This window comes from Capnocytophaga canis (assembly GCF_043187445.1).
GTDB lineage: Bacteria > Bacteroidota > Bacteroidia > Flavobacteriales > Flavobacteriaceae > Capnocytophaga > Capnocytophaga canis.
Window position 1 is genome coordinate 137,564 of the sequence record NZ_CP171121.1, and the last position, 22,821, is coordinate 160,384.

Consider the following 22,821-nt stretch of genomic DNA (forward strand, 5'->3'; position numbering starts at 1 on the left):
AGGGACAAAGATACAGAAACTATTTTTATCAACCACGAAAAAAATGTTCTTATGAGTTCGCTATTTCAACAAAAACCTATATCTTTGGCTGAAAATATTTCGAATCAATGAAAAAGAAAATTGCAGTAGTAATGGGAGGATACTCAGGGGAATGCGGTGTTTCTCTCAAAAGTGGGCAACTGATTTTACAGAATTTGGATAAGGAAAAATACGAAGTTTTTGAGGTACATATTCTCAACGAAGGTTGGTTTTTGATAGACAAATCGGGAGGCAAATCATTTTCTATCAACAAGGGAGATTTTTCGGCTACTAAGGACGGTGAAAAAATAACCTTTGACCTTGTCGTCAATACAATCCATGGTACTCCTGGCGAAGATGGACAGCTCCAAGCCTATTGGAAACTGATAGGAATTCCCTACACAGGTTGCGATTTTTATCAATCGGCATTGACATTTAACAAACGCGATACTCTCTCCGTTTTGGCTAAATTCAACATCCCGAAAGCAAAATCAATCTATGCATCGAAAAAAGATAAATTAGATTTCAATCTGATTTCTAAGGAATTAGGACTACCTTTGTTTGTAAAAGCAAATCGATCAGGGAGCAGTTTAGGGGTTTCCAAAGTGCGTACCTCCGCTGAATTTGAAGAGGCTTTACTCAATGCTTTTCAGGTAGATGATGAAATCTTGATTGAATCTTTTCTTAGTGGACGCGAAATATCTGTAGGTGTTATGCGTCTAAATGGAAAAACCACCGTTATGGGACATACCGAAATTATCTCTGAAAATGATTTCTTTGATTATGAGGCGAAATATCTTGGAAAATCAAAAGAAATTACCCCTGCTCTACTCAGCAATGAACTTATAGAACGCATTGATGGACTGACTATAAAAATATATGATATTCTGAATATGAAAGGGTTCTCACGGATTGATTATATCATCATGGATAATATTCCTCATTTTATTGAAATAAACACCAACCCTGGACTATCACCACAGAGTATTTTCCCACAGCAGGTAGCTCACAAAGGATTAAATTTTTCAGACTTATTAGACTCAGAGATTAATTCTGCCTTAAGTAACTGATTAACAAAATATTTCTCTTAGTAACCGAATAAAAATATACTTAAAACGATAACATATAAAGAGCATGAAAAGAGCATTATTCCCTGGATCATTTGACCCGATCACCTTAGGGCATTACGACATTGTTTGCCGTGCGTTGGATCTATTTGATGAGATTGTCGTTGCTATTGGAGTGAATAACGATAAAAATTATATGTTCTCAATAGAGGAACGTAAAACCTTTATCGAAAAAGCCTTTGCCGACAAACCTAAGGTTAAAGTGACTACTTATCAAGGACTTACGGTAGATTATTGTAAAGAAATTGGAGCTTCGTTCATTTTGCGAGGGCTGAGAAATCCAGCTGACTTTGAATTTGAAAAAGCTATAGCTCATACTAATCGTAAGTTATCGAAAATCGAAACCGTTTTTCTACTTACAGCTTCAAGCACGTCCTACATTTCATCATCTATAGTTCGGGATGTGATTCGCAACAATGGAGATTACACCGTTTTAGTGCCTAACAGTGTGATTGTCAATACGAAGTAGCGTTTTTTCAACGCTACCCCATTTTTTCTGCAACTTCCTCCAACACAGCCAAAATCTCCGAAATAGAATCCAAAGTCACCATCTTTTGACGGTATTCTTTGAAATTAGGAATTCCACGGAAGTAATTAGCATAATGGCGTCTCATTTCTAATACGCCTTGTCGCTCACCTTTCCATTCGGATGCCCATGTAAGATGTTTCTTTACAGCTTGTACTCGGTCGAGAATAGTAGGAGCTGACAAATTTTCGCCTGTACTAAAATAATGCTTTATCTCATTGAAAATCCAAGGATAACCGATTGCTGCACGACCTATCATGATGCCATCAACTCCAAATTTTTGGCGGTACTCGAGTGCTTTTTCGGGGCTGTCGATATCTCCATTTCCAAAAATAGGAATCTTTACTCGTGAATTCTCTTTAATTCGAGCAATATGAGTCCAATCGGAGTGTCCTTTGTAGAGTTGTGAACGTGTACGAGCATGAATTGAAATTGCCTGAACTCCAACATCTTGTAATCGTTCCACAACTTCATCTATGTTGATAGAGGCTTCATCCCACCCCAAACGAGTTTTCACCGTCACAGGCAATTTTGTACTATTAACAACCGCTTTTGTAAGACGTACCATCAGGTCAATATCCTTCAAAACCCCTGCCCCTGCTCCTTTTGAAACAACTTTTTTCACAGGGCAACCAAAGTTGATATCCAACACATCGGGTTCAACAGCTTCTACAATTTTAGCAGAAAGAGCCATCGCCTCTTCGTCACCTCCAAAAATTTGAATACCTACGGGACGCTCATAGTCAAAAATATCCAATTTTTGTCTGCTTTTAATCGCATCACGAATCAATCCTTCAGAAGAAATGAATTCGCTGTAAAGCATATCTGCTCCGTGAATTTTACATAACCTACGGAATGGTGGATCACTAACATCCTCCATTGGAGCTAACAACAACGGAAATTCTCCTAACTCTATATTGCCAATTTTTACCATAATCCTCTATTTTGTCAATCGTTGTCGTACCACTTCATATAAAAATACTCCACAAGCCACTGATACATTCAACGAACTTATATCGCCCAACATGGGAAGTTTTGCCTTTTCATCTGACAATTTTAACAATGCTGGTGATACTCCTACATCTTCTGCTCCCATAATGATTGCTAATGGCTCGGTCATTGTGACATCATAGATTTGCTGATCTGTTTTCTCAGTAGCTACAACTGTTTTAATGCCACTTCCTTGTAGGTAATAAATCGCATCACGGAGGTTATCAACCTTACATATAGGCACTTTGAATACTGCTCCTGCAGAAGTTTTGACCGTATCCGCCGTAACAGAAACGCTTCCTCTCTTAGGAATGATAATCCCTGAAACCCCTGTACATTCAGCAGTTCGGATAATAGCTCCAAAATTACGGACATCAGACAGATGGTCTAATATCAAAAATAATGGTGTTACTCCACTTTCAATGGTATTAATAACTAAATTCTCAAAATCGTGATATTCCACAGGTGACACATTAGCTACCACTCCTTGGTGATTTTTTTTCGTCAAACGATTTAGTTTTTCTATGGGAACATACGAAATCATAATCTGTTCCTTCTGCAATAAAACTTGCAACTCTTGAAACAAACTACCTTTTAAACCCTTCTGTACGAAAACCTTATCAACGGTTTTTCCTGCTGTAATAGCTTCAATCACGGCACGAATGCCAAATATTTGATAGTCTTTATCCATCATTCTGTGTTCAGAGATTTTTAATTGTTTAAGATTCAAGGTTTAAGGTTTAAGGTTTAAGGTTCGTTATCGTAATTCGCAATTCGTAATTATTAATTATTCGTTCATTAAAACTGAAAATAGATAAAAGGCTGAAAATCCGAAGAGTAGGCCTGATAACACATAATCACTGTTACAACAGCAATCCCAGCTTTCACAACGATATGACTCTCAGAAAAAATATGCTCTATTTCATCCTTCCAACGATTTGGTAACCAATGAACTATATAGCCTATAAGCATAACCGTAAACACGGATTTATAATGCCACAGTACGTCAAAAGCCATCCCCCATTGCATATCATTAGCTACTTGGCTAAACCATTCTCCAATAGATTGCATATCCTTCCCACGAAAGAAAACCCGTGTGAAAGTAATAAAAGCAAAAGTAAATCCTATTTTCCAAACAGTTGCTAACCAATGGGTAGATTGCTCGTACGGACTTACCTTTCTCCAATATTTGTATGCCACTACACCCAATCCATTCAAACCTCCCCAAATTACGTACTTCCACGAAGCTCCGTGCCACAACCCCCCGATGAGCATTGTGAGCATTATGTTGATGTTTGTAATTACGTGTCGTTCAAAACTCTTACTGTAAAAGGACAATAAGGAGCCTCCTATAAGCAAGACTCCCATAATGATTGAAAACCAAAAGCTATTCATGGCAACCACCACTCCCACAATGAAAATTAAGGAGATGATAAACGTTCCTACGGAACTTTTTCGGTTTCCTCCTAAAGGAATATACAAATAATCACGCAACCATGTGGACAATGAAATGTGCCAACGTTTCCAGAAATCTCCACAGTTAATAGCCTTGTAAGGCGAATTAAAGTTTACCGGAAGCTGGAAACCCATAAGCAATGCTACTCCTATGGCTATGTCCGTATAACCCGAAAAGTCACCATAAATTTGGAGAGAATAACCTATAATTGCCATTATATTCGTAAAACCTGAATACATGGTTGGATTGTCAAAAACCTGATCCAAAAAATGCAAAGCTATGAAATCGGCAAAAATCATTTTTTTAACAAGACCTTTGAGAATCAAATAAATCCCTCTGTTGAACGCTTCATTGGTAATAACTGTTTTCTTTGTAATTTGAGGTACAAAATTTTCAGCTCTGACGATTGGTCCAGCTACTAATTGTGGAAAAAAACTGACATACAAGCCAAAATCAAGAATGTATTTTAACGGAGCTATTTTCTTTCGGTAAATATCAACGGTATAACTAATTGTTTGAAAGGTATAAAACGAAATTCCGACAGGCAAAATAATGGTACTGGCACGGAAGTAACCCTCTGAATCAAAGCCATTTGCCCAATATGCCAGATAGTTAAATACCTCATATTGAGTATTGAAAAGTGTATTATGAGTATCGGTTAAGAAATATGCATACTTGAAATAAGATAAAACGAATAAATTCAAGATTATACTGATGGTAACAGCTATTTTTCGTTTGCGTTCTTCTGTCTGCTGATAGATATAATTCCCTAAATAAAAATCAGTTATGGTACTAAAAACCAACAACAGAACAAATAAACCACTGGCTTTGAAGTAGAAATACATACTTGCGAAGAGCAAAAACAGATTTCTCATTCGTCTTCGGCGGTAAATCACGGTGAAAATAGCATAGACAATAGCAAAAAATATCCAAAAATCAATTCGGACAAAATTTAACGGATGATTTTCATCAAATGTAAATATATTTTGAATAAAATCCATACTAAAATCTATTCAATTGCTAAAATATTCTCATACAAAGAGTTGAAGAATAATTCAGAGATGCGTTGCGTTCCCTTAGGTTTCAAATGTACATAGTCGGACGATGCCAAATTTTCTGATACCCAAATCGGCATTGAGTTTTCACCTCCCATAGCCTCGTAAATACTCCAAAAGGCAACACCATTTTCTAAGCACTTTTTCTTCATTTCCTCATTCAACTTTGGTAAAAACGGATAAGTCACCATTTTCCCATTTTCGGAAGTAGACATATCACTGGGCCCTATAACTATAAAAATAGCATCCGGATTACTGCGTTTCACCCATTTTATATTTTGAATAAGAGAGTGTGCATAGTCCGTAACCTGTTTATCTTTGCGAATATACGGAATAGTGTTTCCTCCATATTGAAAGATGAATATATCCGCTTTTCGGTCGGCTGACATTTGTTCGAAATTCTCTCGGTTCAATCGAGTAAACACACGTCCAGCTTCGCCACGCATAGCGACATTGTCCATACTAACACCTGTATCCCTATCCAAAGTAATTCCATAAAAATCAGGACTAAACTTGCCTTCTAACTCCACTCTGATTTCCTTTGGAGTATTCGCAAAATTCAGTTGAAAATTATGATATTTTCCATCCGTTTTTAGAAAATCCTCCTTCAACAGTTTCCCATTTTCATAGACAGTAATCTTAACTTCGTGGGTATTGTTTCCGTAATGTAACCCAAACTTAGTGTAGGTTTGTAAGCGTTTGTACACATTTCCAAAAGGTTTGACCACAAAGTGTGCTTTTTTGACGCTGGTGGTGTCTGCATCATAACTTGTAAATCTTGAAAAAGTAGCAAACAAACCGTATTTTTCGTGGGGTACTTTTGATTTTCGATTTCGGTCAAACGAGGCAAAGCGCAACCAATTTTCACTCGTACTTATGTTTACACTGGTTTGTGAGTAAACAACCTTAATTGGAATAAAACCTGGCCCTCCTCCACCAAAAGCATTTTGAAATCGATTGCGAACGTATTTAGTAATGCGATCACCTTCAATCTGTGAATCACCATAATGTATAATCCGACAGCTGGATTTATTTAATTTTTCGCGTAGTAGTGTAATAAAATCAGTGACATTATCAGGATAATACATCTTGCCTTCAACATTAGTAATGAGTTCTGGCTTCTCTTTTTTCGGAGTAGTCAAATCACTCGTAGTTTTGGTTTTCACCGCAAGGACTTCTGTATCTTCAACAGAAACAACGCTCTCAATAATATCCTTGGCTTTGCTATTATCACTACGATTGTTGCGAATTAAAATATCTGACGTGGGATATTTAATCATTGTATTTCCTAACACAATTCCTTCTTTTACAGACCCTTGTAACGTCAAATAGCGTTCACTAAAAAAAGTAATCACAAAGAGTGTCATAAGCACTCCTAGTATGAATATGACTATTTTTTTGGGATTCATGTTGTTTCCTTTTTTATTCAAGCCACGAAAATACAATTTTTTAAGAAATTACAAGCAGTTTCTATTTTTTTTTTGAAAAATATTATCGTAAAACGTTTTTTCATCTAAGAAAAACAAACCGTGCTGAAGCAAAAAAACTCCGATAACAATTTTAGCGATATTCTAATTTCACTGAATTATTTCCTTATTTTAAAAATCTAAAAATGAAAATACCATAAAAAAGACCTTCCTAAAAAAGAAGGTCTCTTTATTATCTTAAGAAGCATTGATAATAATATGTATAAATGAAAAAATCTTAAATAAATGATTATCAGATATGATTCTAATCACACGATCTTTTCCTTCTCATGATTGAACTGTTGAGAAACCTATGCTACAAGTGAAACTTCATGCTTATGACTAATAGGATATCTGTTCAACTATTTCAAGTCCATATCCTGACATTCCAACATAATGAGATTGTTTTGAATTTGTCAATAAACGAAGTTTACGAATATTTAAATCGTGCAGAATTTGTGATCCCATACCAATGTCTTTAGTATCTGCAGATGTTACAGGAGCATAGCTACCACTCTGTTTTTCTTTAATTTCAGTGATACGTTTCAGTAAATTCTGTGAATAACCTTCTTTGTTGATAACAATCACTGCCCCTTTCCCTTCTTCGTTGATTTTCTTGAAAATTCGTTCTAAGGGATTCTCTTTTTCAGAAGCTAGTACTTCCAAAATATCATTACTAATGAATGAGGCGTGTACTCGAGTCAAAATAGCTTCATCCGATTCCCAAGTACCTTTGGTAAATGCCAAATGAATTTGTTTGTTTGTTGTTTGTTCGTAAGCACGTAAACGAAATTCACCATAAGGTGTTTGGAGGTGAAAATCCTCTTTTTTCACAATTAAGGTATCTTTTCGCATACGATACGCTATCAAATCTTCAATAGAAATGAGTTTCAAATCAAATTTTTTAGCTACTTCTGCCAATTGAGGCAATCGTGCCATCGTTCCATCCTCATTGAGGATTTCTACCAAAATCCCAGCAGGTTGCATTCCTGCTAACCGAGCCAAATCAATAGCAGCTTCCGTGTGTCCCGTTCTGCGAAGTACGCCTCCTTCCTTAGCTCGAAGTGGGAAAATATGTCCTGGTCGTCCCAAATCAAATGGTCTTGTTTCAGGATTTACGAGTGACAAAATTGTTTTGGCTCTGTCGTGTGTTGAAATACCTGTGGTACAACCATGTCCTTTTAAATCGACCGATACAGTAAATTGAGTTTGGTGGAGTACGGTGTTATTTTGTACCATCATCGGTAGATCCAATTCCTCACAACGTTTTTCGGTAAGTGGAGCACATACCAATCCACGTCCATGAGTGACCATAAAATTAATCATCTCCGGTGTTGCTTTTTCAGCTGCTGCGATAAAATCTCCTTCATTTTCACGATTTTCATCATCCACAACGATGATGACTTTCCCTTTTTTTATGTCTTCAATAGCTTCTTCTATTGTGTTTAATTGAATTTTGCCCATTGTTTGTTTTATAGTTAAAGTGCAAAGATATGATTTTTTTGAAACAATAAATAAGATTAGTTCGTATCTTCTTCGGTGTTCTCAAAAAAACTGAACACACTACCACCATATTTTTTGTCATATGAAAAATGAGGTAAGGTTTCCAATTCTACGTGTTTGGAGTGTTCGATGATGAGAATCCCATTTTCATTTAAGAGATTTTTGTTAAAAACAAGCTGTATAATTTCGTTAAACTTATCTTGTTGAAAATCATACGGAGGATCTGCAAAAATTACGTCAAAAGTTTGAGTTGTTTTTTGCAAAAAAGTGTAAATGTCTGATTTTATAGCATTTATACCAAATTTTAATTCATCACTTATTTTATTAATAAACTGTATACAACCGCTGTGACTGTCCACCGAAATAAGGTGTTCACATCCTCTACTGGCAAATTCGTAGCTGATATTTCCTGTTCCTGAAAACAAATCCAACACAGATATTTCATTAAAATAATATAAATTATTCAGTATGTTGAACAAAGCTTCTTTAGCAAAGTCAGTAGTTGGACGAACGGGGAGTTTTTGCGGAGCCACCAATCGTTTGCCTTTGTTTTTTCCTGAAATGATTCTCATTTGTAATCTAAAACTAAAAATTTGTGCAAAGATAAGCTCTTTTCGTCTAAAAGAAAAAACAAGGTTATTCTTTACTATCAAACATTTTATAATTAACAGTTTACATTAAAAAAAACGAAATTTACAACCTCATAATTCGTTTATTTGAACCATTTTTTAATCTTGAAACGTTAGTAAAAAACATAAAGCTCCCGTAAATTAAGTTCCAAACCACACAAAAACATACAATAGCTCTAAAAGTACTATTTCATGCGTTTTATCAACGAAAAAAACTTTGAAATTTGGATTATAACAAAAAAACATTATCTTTGCCCAATTAACTTTTTTTAAAAAATAACAACTAATATGAAAAAAATGTTTTTACTTTTGGGGCTATTAGCCTCGTTTACAGTTGCTTCTGCACAGAACGATTTAGGAGTTGGCAACTTACAGCTGAACGCGGGATTTGGGCTTTCAAGTTGGGGGACTCCTGTTTATTTAGGGGTTGATTATGGAGTTGCAGAAGATTGGACTGTAGGAGGTGAGATTTCCTATCGCTCAACCAACTACGGGGTTGCAGATAGAAATGTTAAGTATACCAATGTAGGTGTGGTTGGTAATGTTAATTATCATTTTAATCGTTTGTTCCAATTACCTTCACAATTTGATTTATATGCAGGAGGAAGTTTGGGATATTATTCTTGGACAAATAATTACAAAGTGGAGGGCTTCAATCATCACTACACATCAGGATTTGGATTTGCACTTCAATTGGGAGGACGTTATTTCTTTACCAACAATTTTGGTGTGAACCTTGAATTAGGAGGAGGCACTGTTTCGGGAGGAAAATTAGGAATCACGTATAAGTTCTAATTTTAAATTTATTTATCAAACAAATTGACTTATTTAATGACAATAAAACTTTAAATAAGTCAATTTTTTATTTCTAATGAATTATGTATATAGAAAATGCTTACCACGGAAAAAGCCCTAAATGGCTTTATCTCATTTATTCCTTAGGTTTCCTTGGGTTTATGGGACTGAATTTTTTAGTATTGCTTTTTTTTGACTATCAAACGTTGATGCAAAATCAAATTGAGAAAAAAGGCGAGTTGCGTTACTTTGCCGAAGATTTGATGTCAGGTTTTGTGTTGTTTTTAGTAGCATTATTAGTTTGGGTACGCTACGTTCATAGGCAACCTTTACGTGCATTTCATACCTCACGGCCTCGTGTGGATTGGAAGCGATTTTTCTTTGCTTTTACTCTTTGGGGCGGTATCTTGGTGTTGACTACTTTTATTGATTATTGGATGAACCCACAGGATTATGTGTGGAATTTTCAAGCAGATAAATTTTTTATACTATTGTTATTATCGGTTTTATTAATTCCTATTCAAGCTGGTTTTGAAGAGTATTTTTTCAGAGGGTATTTGATGCAAGGGATAGGTATTGCTGTTAAAAACCGCTGGATACCGCTATTGGTAACTTCTATTTTGTTCGGACTAATGCACAGCGCAAATCCAGAAATTGAAAAATTAGGTTATGGATTTATTTTCTACTATATAGGAATAGGATTATTTTTAGGTATGATAACCTTATTTGATGAGGGATTGGAGTTGGCATTAGGATTCCATATAGCTAATAACCTCATTACGGGATTATTAGTAACTACCAATTGGGGAGTTTTTAGGCTCCCTGCTCTGTTTGTTAATACGGCTGACCCAACGGATGGAGCTTATTATCAGTTATTGTTTTTGGGAGTTTTTATTTTACTTTGTTTCTACATGTTTTCAAAAAAATATGGCTGGAATCTGAAAGATTGGAAACAAAAACTCTTTGGAAAAGTAATGTCTGAAAAAGAGTTTTTTAATAAAATAGCCCCTGAGACACATGCCCAATCAGAAAGAGAGATAGTGAAATAAAGGCAGCTTACTCTTAAATTCTCACAATAGTTTTTAAGGGTAGAAACAGGAAAATATTTACATTAGAATTCCGTTTTTAAAACAAAACCCCGATTTTCAGCTTTTTGCCGAATTTCGGGGTTTGTTTATAGCAGATATTCAAAATATTTATCTGATAATACAACAGTTTGTAGGTTTTCTAAAAAATACAAATTTGATAGCACTACTATGGGAATACACCTCTTTCTTTGTACACCTGTTCTAATTTTTCTAATGCTACTATATAGGCTGCCGTTCTGTAGTCGGTTTTATATCTTTCTGCACAAGAAACTACGTTGTCAAATGCTGTTTCAATTTTATCGTTAAGTTTTTCCAAAACTTCTTCGATTTTCCAAATCTCAGCCCGTTTGTTTTGTAACCACTCAAAGTAAGAACCAATAACTCCTCCACTATTACAAAGGATGTCAGGAATTATGTGGATACCCTTTTTCAAAATAATTTCTTCAGCTGCAGCATCTGTTGGTCCATTGGCTCCCTCAGCAATAAGCGTAGCTTCGATTTCATTGGCATTATCTACTGTGATTTGATTTCCTAATGCTGCAGGAATCAAAATATCACAAGGTGTTTTCCAGAACTCGGCATTCTCAATTTTTTGAGCTTTTTCGAAACCTGCAACGCCTCCTTTGTTAGTTTTTGCGTATGCCGACAATTCCTCGGGATCAATACCATTTGCGTTAGCAATAGAACCTGTATGGTCTTGTACTGCAATCAATTTAGCACCTTCTTTATGCAAGAAATGAGCCGCCCAATATCCTACGTTACCAAAACCTTGAACAATATAGGTCTTGCCTTTCAAATCAACGTTGTTTTTCTTAGCCCATTTTTTAATAGCCGTTACAACTCCAAATCCAGTAGCACGATCTCTTCCTGCTAAACCACCTGAAACTACAGGTTTTCCTGTAACCACGTGTAGATTTACAGATCGATTTGCAGGTGATTTTGCTGAGGCATAGGTATCTGAAATCCAAGCCATTATCTGAGCATTAGTATTTACGTCTGGAGCTGGAATATCATAATCAGGACCAATGTTATCACCTAAAGCATAAGTAAAACGACGTGTAATACGCTCTAACTCACCTTTTGAATATTTTGAAGGGTCAATCTGAATTCCTCCTTTTCCACCTCCGTACGGAAGTCCAGCAATTGCAGATTTCCAAGTCATCCAAGTTGCCAGAGCCTTAGCCGCATCAATATCCACGGTTGGATGATAGCGCAACCCTCCTTTGTAAGGCCCCAATGCATTATTGTGCTGTACGCGATAACCTGTAAAAACTTCTATAGAACCATCGTCCATCTTCACAGGAAAGTGAACTACGATTTCATTTTGGGTAGAAGCTAAAATCTTGCGAACCCCAGGATCCAAATTCATTTTATCAGCGGCCTTGTTGAACTCGTGCATCACGTTTTCATACATTCCTGTTCTTTTCTTTTCTGTTTCGTTACTCATATTTTTTATATTTATAATAAAAATGAGCGTAAAAGTATGTACTAAAATTGAATTATCCAAAAAAAAGATAAGTGTTTTTATATGAATTAGCAAAAAACGAAATTTTTAGAAAGATAAAGAAAGTAACTATTTTTAGATTATGTAAAAAGTTATTTAACTTTTTTCAAAATAAGTTGATTTTTATTTCATAATATTGCTTTATTGATGAGTAAAATAAAATGTAAAAAAGTTTTTCTAAAATAGATTTTCTCTCTAATCTGACCTTTCTGTATATACCTCAAAACTCCTTTCAGTTTTTTTCTTACTCGGTTATTTTCTTTAGCCAAGGAGAATATATGAGTTTCTGTGACGCAATTACTTTAGAAAAATCGCTCTTTTGAAAATTTTAAAACTTTCTTCAATAAAAAGTAAAAAAATCGCTTGTTACCCCTAAAAACTTTATATAATTGCAATTTATTTTGAGTTAAAAAAGTCGTTTTCAGATTTTATCCTAAATTTTGAGTCTGTTTGTAGTAAAAATGAAAAATATTCTATTGACATGGAGAAGTTTATAGATTTTCCGAAAATATCTGAAAGAAAAAAGAAGCTACCCGATTCGTAAATTTTGAATTTCAGGGCAACTTCTTTTTATTTTGCTCATAAACTATAATAATTACTCTGCTACAATTTCAAAATGTTTTAACCGGATTTGAAAAGGAGTATCAGCGTTATTAATAAAACGAACGTATTTCACATTGTGGACATTTTCTGAACTATTCCAACGACTATTGCGGAGGCTTCCTGAAATATCTTTCCAATCAATTCCATTAGTAGAAATCTGTATTCTTCCTTTCTCAAAATGCTTAGCATCTCCAAGATCTACTGAAATAGTTTTAACTGAAGCTACTTTTTCTAGTTCAATACCTAAAAAATCATCTTTTTTCACTGAAATATACTCCAATGCTGGAGAAATGCGTACTCCCCCACCCTTTTGAAGTAATGGTTGATATTCTATCTGTTGAATATTAGTTATGAGTTTATTTGGATTGAAATTTAAAGTCAAAGCTAATTGTTCTCCAGTTTCTTGATTATATTTTCCTACTGAATATTTCAATATTTCAGCAATCAAAGGCTCTACAACCAAAGTCGCCACACGCACCCCAGGTTGGTATGGATTCTGATTATAGGTTTGATCAATATTAAATTGTTGTTTCTGTAAATTTTGTAATCTTGCATATCCTGCTTTGAATTTTGCATACCCTTTTTGATGTAGAGCTTCATATAACTCAATAGCTTGTTTTCCTTGCTGTCCCACAACTTCTAATTGTAGTAACCATGGGCGTAGTTCTTCTATTAAAAGAGGATTTTCTTTTGTACTTAATAATTGTTTTGCTGCCGAAATGATATTGTCAAACTCTTTTTGTACACGTTCTATTTGTGGATTTTTTTCCCTTGTTAGATTTTTCAAAAACTCTTTAGCAACGGGAGCAAATTCAACAGATTCTACTCTTCTGTACTGATGTCCGTTAACTCCTAAATCGGAACTATGCTTAGCAAACGTAAGTAAAGCTTTTTTGTTTTGAGGCATTAATCTTGCCATAGCTTTATGCCAAGCTCGTTCAGAATCGTAGGTTGCTACGTTCCAGGTGTAATCAGCTACGCCGTAAATTGCAATCATCGAAGCCTCAGGATGTTCCATCGGATTGGATACAAAACCTGACATATCGTCTTTGATATCATTCGTATTTCCATAGGCAGCTCCTAAAAGCATATGATTTCGCACATAGTCTGACACTGGGAAGTTCCACCAAATGTAGGCTTTACGTTTTATTTTAGCATTTATCCATTCCATGGTGGCTTTGTCGATATCTGCAACGACTGTGTTACCTGTCCACATTATGTGAATAGATGGATGTAGTACTTCTCCTAAAGTTTCTAAATATCTTTTCTCAGGATTTGACCAACCTTTGTTATATTCAGTAGGACACATTATTAAAGGATTAACGTCTTTTTTCTTTTCTACAAACTCGGTATGTAAAAAGTTTAACAATTCGGCTTGTTTCTGTGGATTTGTACCTTCACCTGAAATATCATCAAAAAAAACTGCAAAAGCTCGTACACCTAACTGATACATATCCTCAAATTTACGCAAAAGATGCTGACGGTCAGTATCATTCCATTGGATGTCCTTACCTGGGTGTATAGCCCATACGAAATCCACGTAGTTTTTATTAGCTTCCTGTACCAGCTCTTGCAATTGTTCAGCTTCTTTTGTAGGATAAGGTTTTCGCCAGTTGGGTGAGCTGTGATATGGATCGTCCTTCGGGCCATAGATATAGGTGTTAAGTTTATTCTCACCGTAAAATTCTATTTGGCGCAATCGTTTTTCGTGACTCCAAGGAGTTCCATAGAATCCTTCAACTACCCCACGATATTCCAAATCAGGATAGTCAATAATTTCTCCCAAAGGAATCTCCGAGTTTTTACTAAGCTGTTGAAAGGTACGGAGACCATAGTAGACTCCTCGTGGGTCATTCCCTACGATGTACACTTTATTTTTTTCAATACGCAGGTAGTAACCTTCTTTCTTATTGGGTGCTTTATGAGCATGTTTTTTAAACGTTTTATCGTCTTTTTCACTGAGAATAATTCGGAAAGGAATGGATTTTTTAGTAGAAATTTTCTTTCCTGTAAAAATCATTTTCTTGGGTATTGGATTCAGGAGTGAGTCATTAGCACTCATCTGCGTTACAGATAGCAACAGACATGCTAAAAAAAGAATTTTTGTTTTCATCATCATATAATTTTAATTAAGTTGAGTCTTTATTGAGTTGAAATATAATTGTTTATAATAAAAAATTTTTTTTAAGGCGTAGAATTAGAAACCTGTATTATTTTTCCATTAAAAAACGTATATCCCTGTAAAGCAAATTCACTGATATAAATTGCCATCTCTTCGGCTGTGACGTTTGCTTGATAATTAGGAAAGGCCTCTGCTAACATTTCTGTTTGCACTGCTCCCAATGCTAATACGTTGAAAATGATTTCTTTTTCCTTATATTCCTCTGCTAAAAGTTCGGATAAAGTTATTAAGGCTCCTTTCGATGAGGAATAGGCTGATAGTTCTGCAAATTTCATACTTCCTTGTACTCCTCCCATGCTACTGATATTCACAATATGAGCTTTTTTCACCATAAAAGGAATTATCTTTTGGATGAGCATCGCCACACCAAAAACATTTACTTTATACACTTCCATAAAATCAGTAGTAGTAAGCTCTTCGAAAGGTTTTTTGATTAATTTTCCAGCATTATTGATTAAAATATCTACTTTTCCCCATTCCTCTCGAACAAAATCAACCACTTTTTCTAAATCTTCCTCCAATGTAATATCAAAAGGAAAAAAATGAATGTTTTTATGATTCAATTTCAGCAAAGGAAGTGTATTTCGAGATAATGCCAACACCTGATGCCCTTGATCTGCCATTTGTTTGGCTATCTCTAAGCCGATTCCTCTACTTGTGCCTGTGACGATTACGTTTTTCATGCTTATTTACTTTTTTTGTCGTGCAAAAATAAGAATAAAAGAGAGATAAATCAACTGAAAATACTGTTTTTCATTTGACAACATTGCTTTTTTTCATAGATTTGCAAACATAATATTGCTTTGGAATAAAATTGATTGAACATTCTGTTTAAGAATAGAATATTTCCTTTAATTTTAACTTGTAATAGCATAAAAAATATATTCTTAAAGAGAGAAAATTGGTATTTAGATCACTTTTTGGGGAAATATCATTTTAAATAGTAAAATATGTATCAAAAACTTTAAGAATGATTTATTTGTGGTAAAATTTCAATATTTTTAGAATCTAATTTGTGTAAGTTTTAAAGAAAAATAGAAAAATCAAATGAAAAAAAGATTAATTATGCTTGTTGCAGGGCTTATAGCTAATACTATGGATGCACAACAACCGCTAACACCTGAAAAACTATGGGAATTAGGGCGTGTGGGAACGATGGGATTAACTCAAGACAAAAATTTTGTGCTTTTTAGTGTTGCATACCCTAATGTTAAGGAAAATTCGTTTCGTCGTGAATTGTTCAAATTGTCGGTCAAAGGAGGTGTTCCGATTCCTATTTCAGAGGAGGAACTCAAACGTGAAACTACGAAATTTAATGCAACTAAAGACAAAAAGTTAGTTCATAAACCCGTAAAAATCAATAAAGTATTTGCTTCCGATTTTTATAATGACTTAGACAAATCAACTGGACAGAATTATAAAAGTTTAGATCATCGTCATTGGGACAAATGGATGGACGGGGCATACAACCATGTTTTCATTGAGAATATGACTGATGGAAAACAAGTCGACATTATGGAAGGGCTACCCTACTATTGTCCGCAAGAACCTTTTGGAGGAACGAGTGACTACATTTGGAGCAACGATGGAAAGAAAGTACTTTATGTAACTAAGGCTAAAGTAGGTACAGACTATGTAGTAAGCACTAACACAGATATTTACGAATATGATCTTGCTACACAAAAAACAAAAAACTTGAGCGAAGGGATGATGGGGTATGACACACATCCATTATACAGCTCAAAGGATGTTTTAGCTTGGTTGAGTATGAAAAACGAAGGCAACGAAGCTGACAAAAATGATTTGGTCATTCTTGAAAATGGACAAAAACGTAACATCACAGCTCACTGGGACAATACGGTAGCAGATTACATATGGAGTAATGATGGCAAAAAAATATATTTTACGGCTGTAGTAAAAGGGACTACACAATTATTTGAAATCAATCCGTTTGAGAAGCATCCGATGCCTAAACAACTCACCAAAGGAATGTTCGACATCACAGGAATCGTAGGTCAGTCAGCTAACTTATTGGTAGTTACTCGTACCGATATGAATCGTGCTGCAGAGATATATACTATTGATTTACAAGTGAATAAAAAGAAAAAAAATATAAAAAATTTCTTAGAAGTTAATCAATTGACTCACGTAAACGACGATGCTTACAAACAAATTGCCAAATGTGAGGTGAAAGAACGTATTGTAAAAACTACTGATGGTAAAGACATGCTTACATGGGTAATCTATCCTCCTAATTTTGACCCAAATAAAAAATACCCAACTTTACTTTACTGCCAAGGAGGGCCACAATCAGCTCTTAGTCAGTTCTATAGTTTTCGTTGGAACTTTCAACTGATGGCATCTCAGGGGTACATTGTCGTAGCACCAAATCGCCGTGGAATGCCTGGACATGGCGTAGAGTGGAATGCTCAAATCAGTGGTGATTGGGGTGGACAAGTGATGCGTGATTACCTTTCAGCAATCGACGATGTTGCTAAAGAAAAATATGTGGATAACAATCGATTAGGAGCTATTGGAGCAAGCTATGGTGGATATTCGGTATTCTATTTGGCAGGTATTCATAACAAACGTTTCAAATCGTTTATCGCTCATTGTGGAGTATTTAATTTACAAAGTATGTATGGTACTACCGAAGAAATTTTCTTTACTAATAACGAATTAGGCGGAGCATATTGGGAAAAAGACAATCCAAAAGTACAAAAATCTTATACCGAATTTAATCCTATTGAAAAAGTAGCCAATTGGGACACTCCTATTTTGATTATCCATGGAGGTAAAGATTATAGAGTTCCAAAAGAGCAAGGTTTTCAAGCCTTTACGGCAGCTCAACTATTAGGAATCAAAAGTGAATTACTGTATTTTCCCGACGAAACTCACTGGGTTTTACGACCTCAGAATGGAATCTTTTGGCAACGTAATTTTTTCAGATGGTTAGATGAAACATTGAAAAACTAATGATCATAACAATATTTTCAATTATAGCATAATACTGAAAAATAGTTGGTGAAAGCTTTTGAAACATAGTCTACCATAGGTTTAGGCAGAAGAAGCTCCCCTTTTCGGAAAGCTTCTAAAACTATCGTTTTACACATTAATCCTATTGCTGAAAAGTTGATCCTCCACCAGAGTTTTTTCCTCTTCGGACTAACAAGCGTAATATAATAATTAATTTGTAAAAAAACACCAACTATTTTTCAGTACATTACCTAAAATTGTCGGTATAATAATAAATAAGAAAAGGAGACTGCCTTTTTTGGACAATCTCCTTCTTTCTTTACTTTCTTAATTTTATTTATGTCCGAAAGGGCATTCCATTTTCTTATGAGCCACAGGACCTAAATTCAATGCTGGATGTTCGTATTTCAATACTTCTTCCATTGTAAGACCAAGTGCATCAGCTACTCCTTTTGCGTAAGCTGGGTCAGCGTGATAGCAATTTCGAATGTGTCTTATTTGAATGAATTTTTGAGCAGGGCCGATGGCTCTTGCCGTATTTTCAAATAAGGCTTTTTTCTGTTCATCATTCATCAATTGGAATAATTTGCGTGGTTGTGTGAAGTAATCATCGTCATCTTCACGGAAATCGTAATTGTACGCATCTCCATCAATTCTCAATGCAGGTTCTTGGAACTCTTTTTGTTCTTGCCACACACCAAAGCTATTCGGCTCGTAATGTTTGGTAGAACCATAGTTTCCGTCTACTCGCATAGCTCCATCTCTGTGATATCCGTGTACAGGACATTTAGGAGCGTTTACTGGAATTTGGTTATGATTTACTCCCAAACGATAGCGATGTGAGTCTCCATAAGAGAACAAGCGACCTTGCAACATTCTATCAGGAGAGAAACCAATTCCAGGAACCACATTAGCAGGGCTGAAAGCAGATTGCTCTACTTCGGCAAAGTAATTTTCAGGGTTTCTGTTAAGTTCAAATTCTCCAACAGGGATTAAAGGGAAATCTTTTTTGTACCAAACTTTGGTCAAATCGAACGGATTATAGTCCAAATTACGAGCTTGTTCTTCGGTCATAATTTGTACGAACATTTTCCATTTCGGGAAGTTGCCATTTTCGATGGCTTCGTACAAATCTTTTTGATGCGACTCTCTGTCCATTCCCACTAATTTAGCAGCTTCTTCATCGGTTAGATTTTCGATGCCTTGTTGTGAAATTAAGTGGAATTTCACCCAATGACGTACACCTTCTTTATTGATGAAAGAAAATGTGTGACTACCAAATCCGTGCATTGTTCTGTATGATTTTGGAATACCACGGTCACTCATCACGATAGTTACTTGGTGAAGAGCCTCAGGAAGAAGCGTCCAGAAATCCCAGTTATTGTCAGCAGAACGCATATTGGTACGTGGGTCACGTTTTACGGCGTGATTTAAGTCAGGGAATTTCAAAGGGTCACGGAAGAAGAATACAGGTGTGTTATTCCCTACCAAATCCCAGTTTCCTTCATCAGTGTAGAATTTCATTGCAAAACCGCGGATATCACGCTCAGCATCAGCCGCTCCACGCTCTCCAGCAACGGTAGAAAAACGTACGAACATTGGCGTTTCTTTCCCGATTTCAGCAAAAATAGATGCTTTTGTGTACTTGGTAATGTCGTGAGTTACTCTAAAAGTTCCGTAAGCTCCTGAACCTTTGGCGTGCATTACACGCTCAGGAATTACTTGGCGGTCAAAATGAGCCAATTTTTCTAAAAACCAGATGTCTTGCAAAAGAGCTGGTCCTCTTTTACCCGCAGTCATTGTGTCTTGATTATTCGCTACGGGAGCTCCCGTTGTAGTTGTCAGTTTATTGTTCATCTTTATTAGTTTTTACTGTTTATAATGCAAAGGTATAATTATAAAACATGCAAAAAGCAATAGCTTTTGCGATATTTTTTATATTGTCATAAGTAAAATTTATAACTATTGATAATGAGAAGAATCATGTGATATTCACATTATAATCTATTCAACTTCTAAGATAAAGATTTATGCAAAAAATAAGACTGTACGGAATCTTTCCATACAGTCTTTTTACTATTTTCTATTATGCGGAGATTATGATTCTGCTTCTTTCATAGTGTGGTAAACATTTTGAACGTCTTCATCTTCTTCAATTTTTTCAAGAAGTTTTTCCACATCAGCTTGTTCCTCAGGACTGAGTTCTTTGGTTACCTGCGGAATACGTTCAAAACCTGAGGATAGAATCTCAATACCACGTCCTTCCAACTCTTTTTGAATAGCCCCGAAACTCTCAAAAGGAGCATAAATATGAATCCCATCTTCATCTTGAAAAACTTCCTCAGCTCCGAAATCAATCATCTCAAGTTCAAGTTCTTCTACATCTAAGCCTTCAGCATTGATTCGGAAATTACAAGTATGGTCAAACATAAACTCTACAGAGCCAGATGTTCCTAAAGCTCCATTACATTTATTGAAATAACTTCGGATGTTTGCCACTGTTCGGTTATTATTATCTGTGGCAGTTTCAATTAGAATAGCGATTCCATGAGGTGCGTACCCCTCAAAAATAACTTCTTTATAGTTTGCAGTATCTTTTTCAGAAGCTTTTTTGATGGCACGTTCCACGTTTTCTTTCGGCATATTTGCTGCTTTGGCATTCTGGATTACGGCTCTTAACCGAGAGTTAGACTCAGGATGAGGCCCTCCTTCTTTCACAGCCATTACGATGTCCTTACCTATGCGTGTGAAAGTTTTTGCCATTGCTGCCCAACGCTTAAATTTTCTAGCTTTTCTGAATTCAAATGCTCTTCCCATAAATAATTGATATTCTTTACTTTATGTTTATATTTTAAATATAAATATGTTATTAAAATTAATCTTTTTTTGCCACAATATCAATACCGCCTTTAACTGTTTGTCCCAATTGGACATTGATTTGAGTATCTAACGGTAGATATAAATCCACACGTGAACCGAATTTAATAAATCCAGCATCAGCTCCTTGAATAGCTATATCGCCCTCTTTAGCATAGTTTACAATACGCTTCGCCAAAGCTCCTGCAATTTGACGATATAATATTTTCCCAAAAGTATGATTTTCAACAACAACGGTTGTTCTTTCGTTTTCTTCGGATGCCTTCGGATGCCAAGCAACTAAATATTTTCCAGGATGGTATTTGCTAAATACAACCTCTCCGCCTATAGCATAGCGAGTTACATGCACATTTATTGGCGACATAAAAATTGATACTTGTAAACGTTCATCTTTGAAATATTCTTTTTCGAATACTTTTTCAATAACTACCACTTTTCCATCAACGGGAGCGATGATGTGATTTTCATTTCTTTGCGTATTTCGCTTTGGATTTCTAAAAAATTGTAATACCAAAATCAAAAAAATAAGTGCAATACCTTGAATGAGTTTCTGTAACCAAAAAATATCTACGAAATAATGTGCCAGTAAAGCGATTCCTGCAGTTACTATAAATGTTCCTAAAATAATTTTAAAACCTTCTCTGTGAAACATATTTATAATGTGTTGATTATTAAAAATTTGAATTGATTATCCGCAAAAAAAATAAATCCGTATTTTGATATGGCAAATATATAAATAAAAATGAAAACTAATGTATATTTAATCACTATATAATAACGAATTTATTAAGATTCAAACAATTTCTAACTTCCTATGATGAAGATTGTCGGACGTTTTTGCAAAGAAATATTCATCTTTTTCCATTTCGTAACGGTCTGTGTTTTGATATATTCGGTCGGTAATGTGATTTCAGTTGCTATGCACAACATCGTATCATTTTGCAAAGTTTCTACCAAATCGGATAACATTTTATCATTCCGATAAGGAGTTTCAATAAAAATTTGTGTTTGTTTATATTCCTTAACTTTTCGTTCCAATGCCTTGATTGTTCGTCTTCGTTCAGATTTTTCTATGGGCAGATAACCATTAAATGCAAAATTTTGCCCATTCAAACCGCTTGACATCATGGCTAATAAAATCGATGATGGACCTACCAAAGGAATCACTCGTATGTTCTTTTGGTGTGCTAATTTCACAATCTCAGCACCAGGATCAGCAATACCTGGGCAACCAGCTTCGGAAATAACACCAACAGAAAAACCTGACATACAAGGATTTATAAAAGAATAAATATCATTTTCGAAGGTATGCTTATCAATGGTAAACAGCACCAATTCCTGCTGTGGCTTCTCAGGTGTAATTTGTTTGATAAATTTACGAGCCGATTTTTCATTTTCTACAATAAAATGAGTCAACTCCTTAACTATATTTGTTATCATCGGAGGTAATACATTACCTATTAAGCTATCTCCCAACAAATTAGGAATGAGATAAACGTTTCCTAAGTTACTCATTACGGATGCTTTGAATTTAACTTTTCAGCAATCACCTCACAAGCCTCGTCAATCATCGTAAAAACAGTTCTAAATCCATTTTTATCTCCATAGTAAGGATCAGGGACTTCTTTCTTTTTCATGGAATCTAACACATCTAATAAAAATGACACTTTTTCTTTATGTTTCTCATTTTCAGCTATGTTACACACATTTGTATAATTACTTCTATCCATTACAAAAATATAGTCAAAGTCTTCAAAATCTGTTTTTTTGAATTGTCGTCCTTTGAGATTTGCAATGTCAATACCATTTTTTCGAGCTACTTCTATCGAACGAGAATCAGGAGCATCCCCAACATGGTAGTTTGATGTTCCTGCCGAATCCACTTCAAATTTTGCAGGATCCAACTTAGCTCGTAAAACTCCCTCCGCCAACGGAGAACGACAAATGTTGCCTAAGCATACCATTAATATTCTTGTTTTCATTTCCTTAGGATAATAATAATATATAAAAAGAAAAAACTAATTCA

19 protein-coding genes are annotated in these 22,821 nt (G+C 35.2%); 5 read left to right on the forward strand and 14 right to left on the reverse strand.

The genetic code is table 11. From position 1 onward, the window contains the following. The first annotated feature begins 107 nt into the window (after positions 1-107). A complete protein-coding gene (locus ACF3OB_RS00595; protein ID WP_095893080.1) occupies positions 108-1,088 on the forward strand; it encodes a D-alanine--D-alanine ligase in 981 nt (326 codons plus the stop codon). 64 nt (positions 1,089-1,152) lie between these two features. After that, complete coding sequence (coaD, locus tag ACF3OB_RS00600; protein WP_392447887.1) at positions 1,153-1,614, forward strand: pantetheine-phosphate adenylyltransferase; 462 nt, start codon at positions 1,153-1,155, stop codon at positions 1,612-1,614. Positions 1,615-1,627: 13 nt separating this feature from the next. On the opposite strand, the gene dusB is transcribed toward coaD, so the two are convergent. The 6 genes from dusB to ACF3OB_RS00630 all read right to left on the reverse strand — a co-directional run bounded on the left by dusB (position 1,628) and on the right by ACF3OB_RS00630 (position 8,713). Continuing rightward, positions 1,628-2,605, reverse strand: a complete 978-nt coding sequence (gene dusB / locus ACF3OB_RS00605; RefSeq protein WP_392447889.1) for a tRNA dihydrouridine synthase DusB — start codon at positions 2,603-2,605, stop codon at positions 1,628-1,630. 6 nt (positions 2,606-2,611) lie between these two features. Continuing rightward, positions 2,612-3,352, reverse strand: a complete 741-nt coding sequence (gene rlmB, locus ACF3OB_RS00610) for a 23S rRNA (guanosine(2251)-2'-O)-methyltransferase RlmB (protein WP_392448791.1) — start codon at positions 3,350-3,352, stop codon at positions 2,612-2,614. Positions 3,353-3,459: 107 nt separating this feature from the next. Further along, positions 3,460-5,118 carry an MBOAT family O-acyltransferase gene (locus ACF3OB_RS00615; RefSeq protein WP_392447891.1) on the reverse strand — a complete coding sequence of 553 codons (1,659 nt, stop codon included), beginning with the start codon at positions 5,116-5,118 and terminating at the stop codon, positions 3,460-3,462. Between the two features lie 8 nt (positions 5,119-5,126). Then, the gene (locus ACF3OB_RS00620; RefSeq protein WP_042005538.1) at positions 5,127-6,581 is read right to left on the reverse strand and encodes a lipase; all 1,455 of its coding nucleotides are present in this window, start codon (positions 6,579-6,581) and stop codon (positions 5,127-5,129) included. A 399-nt stretch (positions 6,582-6,980) separates the two neighbouring features. After that, positions 6,981-8,102: a 3,4-dihydroxy-2-butanone-4-phosphate synthase gene (gene ribB, locus ACF3OB_RS00625; protein ID WP_095893076.1), complete on the reverse strand. Its 1,122-nt coding sequence runs from the start codon at positions 8,100-8,102 to the stop codon at positions 6,981-6,983. 56 nt (positions 8,103-8,158) lie between these two features. Continuing rightward, positions 8,159-8,713 carry an RsmD family RNA methyltransferase gene (locus tag ACF3OB_RS00630; protein ID WP_172914320.1) on the reverse strand — a complete coding sequence of 185 codons (555 nt, stop codon included), beginning with the start codon at positions 8,711-8,713 and terminating at the stop codon, positions 8,159-8,161. Positions 8,714-9,058: 345 nt separating this feature from the next. Here ACF3OB_RS00630 and ACF3OB_RS00635 point away from each other — a divergent pair, with 345 nt between their 5' ends. Then, entirely contained in the window at positions 9,059-9,565 is a 507-nt protein-coding gene (locus ACF3OB_RS00635) for an outer membrane beta-barrel protein (RefSeq protein WP_042005518.1), read from the forward strand. Positions 9,566-9,648: 83 nt separating this feature from the next. Further along, positions 9,649-10,614, forward strand: a complete 966-nt coding sequence (locus tag ACF3OB_RS00640; protein WP_172918435.1) for a CPBP family intramembrane glutamic endopeptidase — start codon at positions 9,649-9,651, stop codon at positions 10,612-10,614. Positions 10,615-10,819: 205 nt separating this feature from the next. Here the strand turns inward: ACF3OB_RS00640 and ACF3OB_RS00645 are convergent, their stop codons facing one another. From ACF3OB_RS00645 to ACF3OB_RS00655, 3 genes are all read right to left on the reverse strand, one after another. Continuing rightward, entirely contained in the window at positions 10,820-12,100 is a 1,281-nt protein-coding gene (locus ACF3OB_RS00645) for a Glu/Leu/Phe/Val dehydrogenase (RefSeq protein ID WP_392447894.1), read from the reverse strand. 652 nt (positions 12,101-12,752) lie between these two features. Next, positions 12,753-14,873, reverse strand: a complete 2,121-nt coding sequence (locus tag ACF3OB_RS00650) for a beta-N-acetylglucosaminidase (RefSeq protein ID WP_392447896.1) — start codon at positions 14,871-14,873, stop codon at positions 12,753-12,755. Positions 14,874-14,944: 71 nt separating this feature from the next. Continuing rightward, positions 14,945-15,625 carry an SDR family NAD(P)-dependent oxidoreductase gene (locus tag ACF3OB_RS00655; RefSeq protein WP_095911571.1) on the reverse strand — a complete coding sequence of 227 codons (681 nt, stop codon included), beginning with the start codon at positions 15,623-15,625 and terminating at the stop codon, positions 14,945-14,947. A 364-nt stretch (positions 15,626-15,989) separates the two neighbouring features. On the opposite strand from ACF3OB_RS00655, the gene ACF3OB_RS00660 reads away from it, so the two are divergent. Continuing rightward, complete coding sequence (locus tag ACF3OB_RS00660) at positions 15,990-17,918, forward strand: S9 family peptidase (RefSeq protein ID WP_392420564.1); 1,929 nt, start codon at positions 15,990-15,992, stop codon at positions 17,916-17,918. A 333-nt stretch (positions 17,919-18,251) separates the two neighbouring features. Here the strand turns inward: ACF3OB_RS00660 and ACF3OB_RS00665 are convergent, their stop codons facing one another. From ACF3OB_RS00665 to ACF3OB_RS00685, 5 genes are all read right to left on the reverse strand, one after another. Then, positions 18,252-19,775, reverse strand: coding sequence for a catalase (locus ACF3OB_RS00665; RefSeq protein WP_392447898.1), 1,524 nt, complete (start codon positions 19,773-19,775; stop codon positions 18,252-18,254). Positions 19,776-20,015: 240 nt separating this feature from the next. Next, a complete protein-coding gene (locus ACF3OB_RS00670) occupies positions 20,016-20,735 on the reverse strand; it encodes a YebC/PmpR family DNA-binding transcriptional regulator (protein ID WP_042006955.1) in 720 nt (239 codons plus the stop codon). 58 nt (positions 20,736-20,793) lie between these two features. Beyond that, positions 20,794-21,447: a phosphatidylserine decarboxylase family protein gene (locus ACF3OB_RS00675; protein ID WP_042006957.1), complete on the reverse strand. Its 654-nt coding sequence runs from the start codon at positions 21,445-21,447 to the stop codon at positions 20,794-20,796. Positions 21,448-21,599: 152 nt separating this feature from the next. Further along, positions 21,600-22,310, reverse strand: coding sequence for an SAM-dependent methyltransferase (locus ACF3OB_RS00680; protein WP_392447901.1), 711 nt, complete (start codon positions 22,308-22,310; stop codon positions 21,600-21,602). Continuing rightward, entirely contained in the window at positions 22,310-22,777 is a 468-nt protein-coding gene (locus ACF3OB_RS00685; protein ID WP_095911568.1) for a low molecular weight protein-tyrosine-phosphatase, read from the reverse strand. The genes ACF3OB_RS00680 and ACF3OB_RS00685 overlap by 1 nt, the downstream gene beginning before the upstream one ends. Between the last annotated feature and the right edge of the window lie 44 nt (positions 22,778-22,821).

What these genes read in the sequence shown, in the direction of transcription:
- ACF3OB_RS00595 (WP_095893080.1), top strand. Translation starts at nt 108, where the DNA reads ATGAAAAAGAAAATTGCAGTAGTAATGGGAGGATACTCAGGGGAATGC.
- coaD (WP_392447887.1), top strand. Translation starts at nt 1,153, where the DNA reads ATGAAAAGAGCATTATTCCCTGGATCATTTGACCCGATCACCTTAGGG.
- dusB (WP_392447889.1), bottom strand. Translation starts at nt 2,605, where the DNA reads ATGGTAAAAATTGGCAATATAGAGTTAGGAGAATTTCCGTTGTTGTTA.
- rlmB (WP_392448791.1), bottom strand. Translation starts at nt 3,352, where the DNA reads ATGGATAAAGACTATCAAATATTTGGCATTCGTGCCGTGATTGAAGCT.
- ACF3OB_RS00615 (WP_392447891.1), bottom strand. Translation starts at nt 5,118, where the DNA reads ATGGATTTTATTCAAAATATATTTACATTTGATGAAAATCATCCGTTA.
- ACF3OB_RS00620 (WP_042005538.1), bottom strand. Translation starts at nt 6,581, where the DNA reads ATGAATCCCAAAAAAATAGTCATATTCATACTAGGAGTGCTTATGACA.
- ribB (WP_095893076.1), bottom strand. Translation starts at nt 8,102, where the DNA reads ATGGGCAAAATTCAATTAAACACAATAGAAGAAGCTATTGAAGACATA.
- ACF3OB_RS00630 (WP_172914320.1), bottom strand. Translation starts at nt 8,713, where the DNA reads ATGAGAATCATTTCAGGAAAAAACAAAGGCAAACGATTGGTGGCTCCG.
- ACF3OB_RS00635 (WP_042005518.1), top strand. Translation starts at nt 9,059, where the DNA reads ATGAAAAAAATGTTTTTACTTTTGGGGCTATTAGCCTCGTTTACAGTT.
- ACF3OB_RS00640 (WP_172918435.1), top strand. Translation starts at nt 9,649, where the DNA reads ATGTATATAGAAAATGCTTACCACGGAAAAAGCCCTAAATGGCTTTAT.
- ACF3OB_RS00645 (WP_392447894.1), bottom strand. Translation starts at nt 12,100, where the DNA reads ATGAGTAACGAAACAGAAAAGAAAAGAACAGGAATGTATGAAAACGTG.
- ACF3OB_RS00650 (WP_392447896.1), bottom strand. Translation starts at nt 14,873, where the DNA reads ATGAAAACAAAAATTCTTTTTTTAGCATGTCTGTTGCTATCTGTAACG.
- ACF3OB_RS00655 (WP_095911571.1), bottom strand. Translation starts at nt 15,625, where the DNA reads ATGAAAAACGTAATCGTCACAGGCACAAGTAGAGGAATCGGCTTAGAG.
- ACF3OB_RS00660 (WP_392420564.1), top strand. Translation starts at nt 15,990, where the DNA reads ATGAAAAAAAGATTAATTATGCTTGTTGCAGGGCTTATAGCTAATACT.
- ACF3OB_RS00665 (WP_392447898.1), bottom strand. Translation starts at nt 19,775, where the DNA reads ATGAACAATAAACTGACAACTACAACGGGAGCTCCCGTAGCGAATAAT.
- ACF3OB_RS00670 (WP_042006955.1), bottom strand. Translation starts at nt 20,735, where the DNA reads ATGGGAAGAGCATTTGAATTCAGAAAAGCTAGAAAATTTAAGCGTTGG.
- ACF3OB_RS00675 (WP_042006957.1), bottom strand. Translation starts at nt 21,447, where the DNA reads ATGTTTCACAGAGAAGGTTTTAAAATTATTTTAGGAACATTTATAGTA.
- ACF3OB_RS00680 (WP_392447901.1), bottom strand. Translation starts at nt 22,310, where the DNA reads ATGAGTAACTTAGGAAACGTTTATCTCATTCCTAATTTGTTGGGAGAT.
- ACF3OB_RS00685 (WP_095911568.1), bottom strand. Translation starts at nt 22,777, where the DNA reads ATGAAAACAAGAATATTAATGGTATGCTTAGGCAACATTTGTCGTTCT.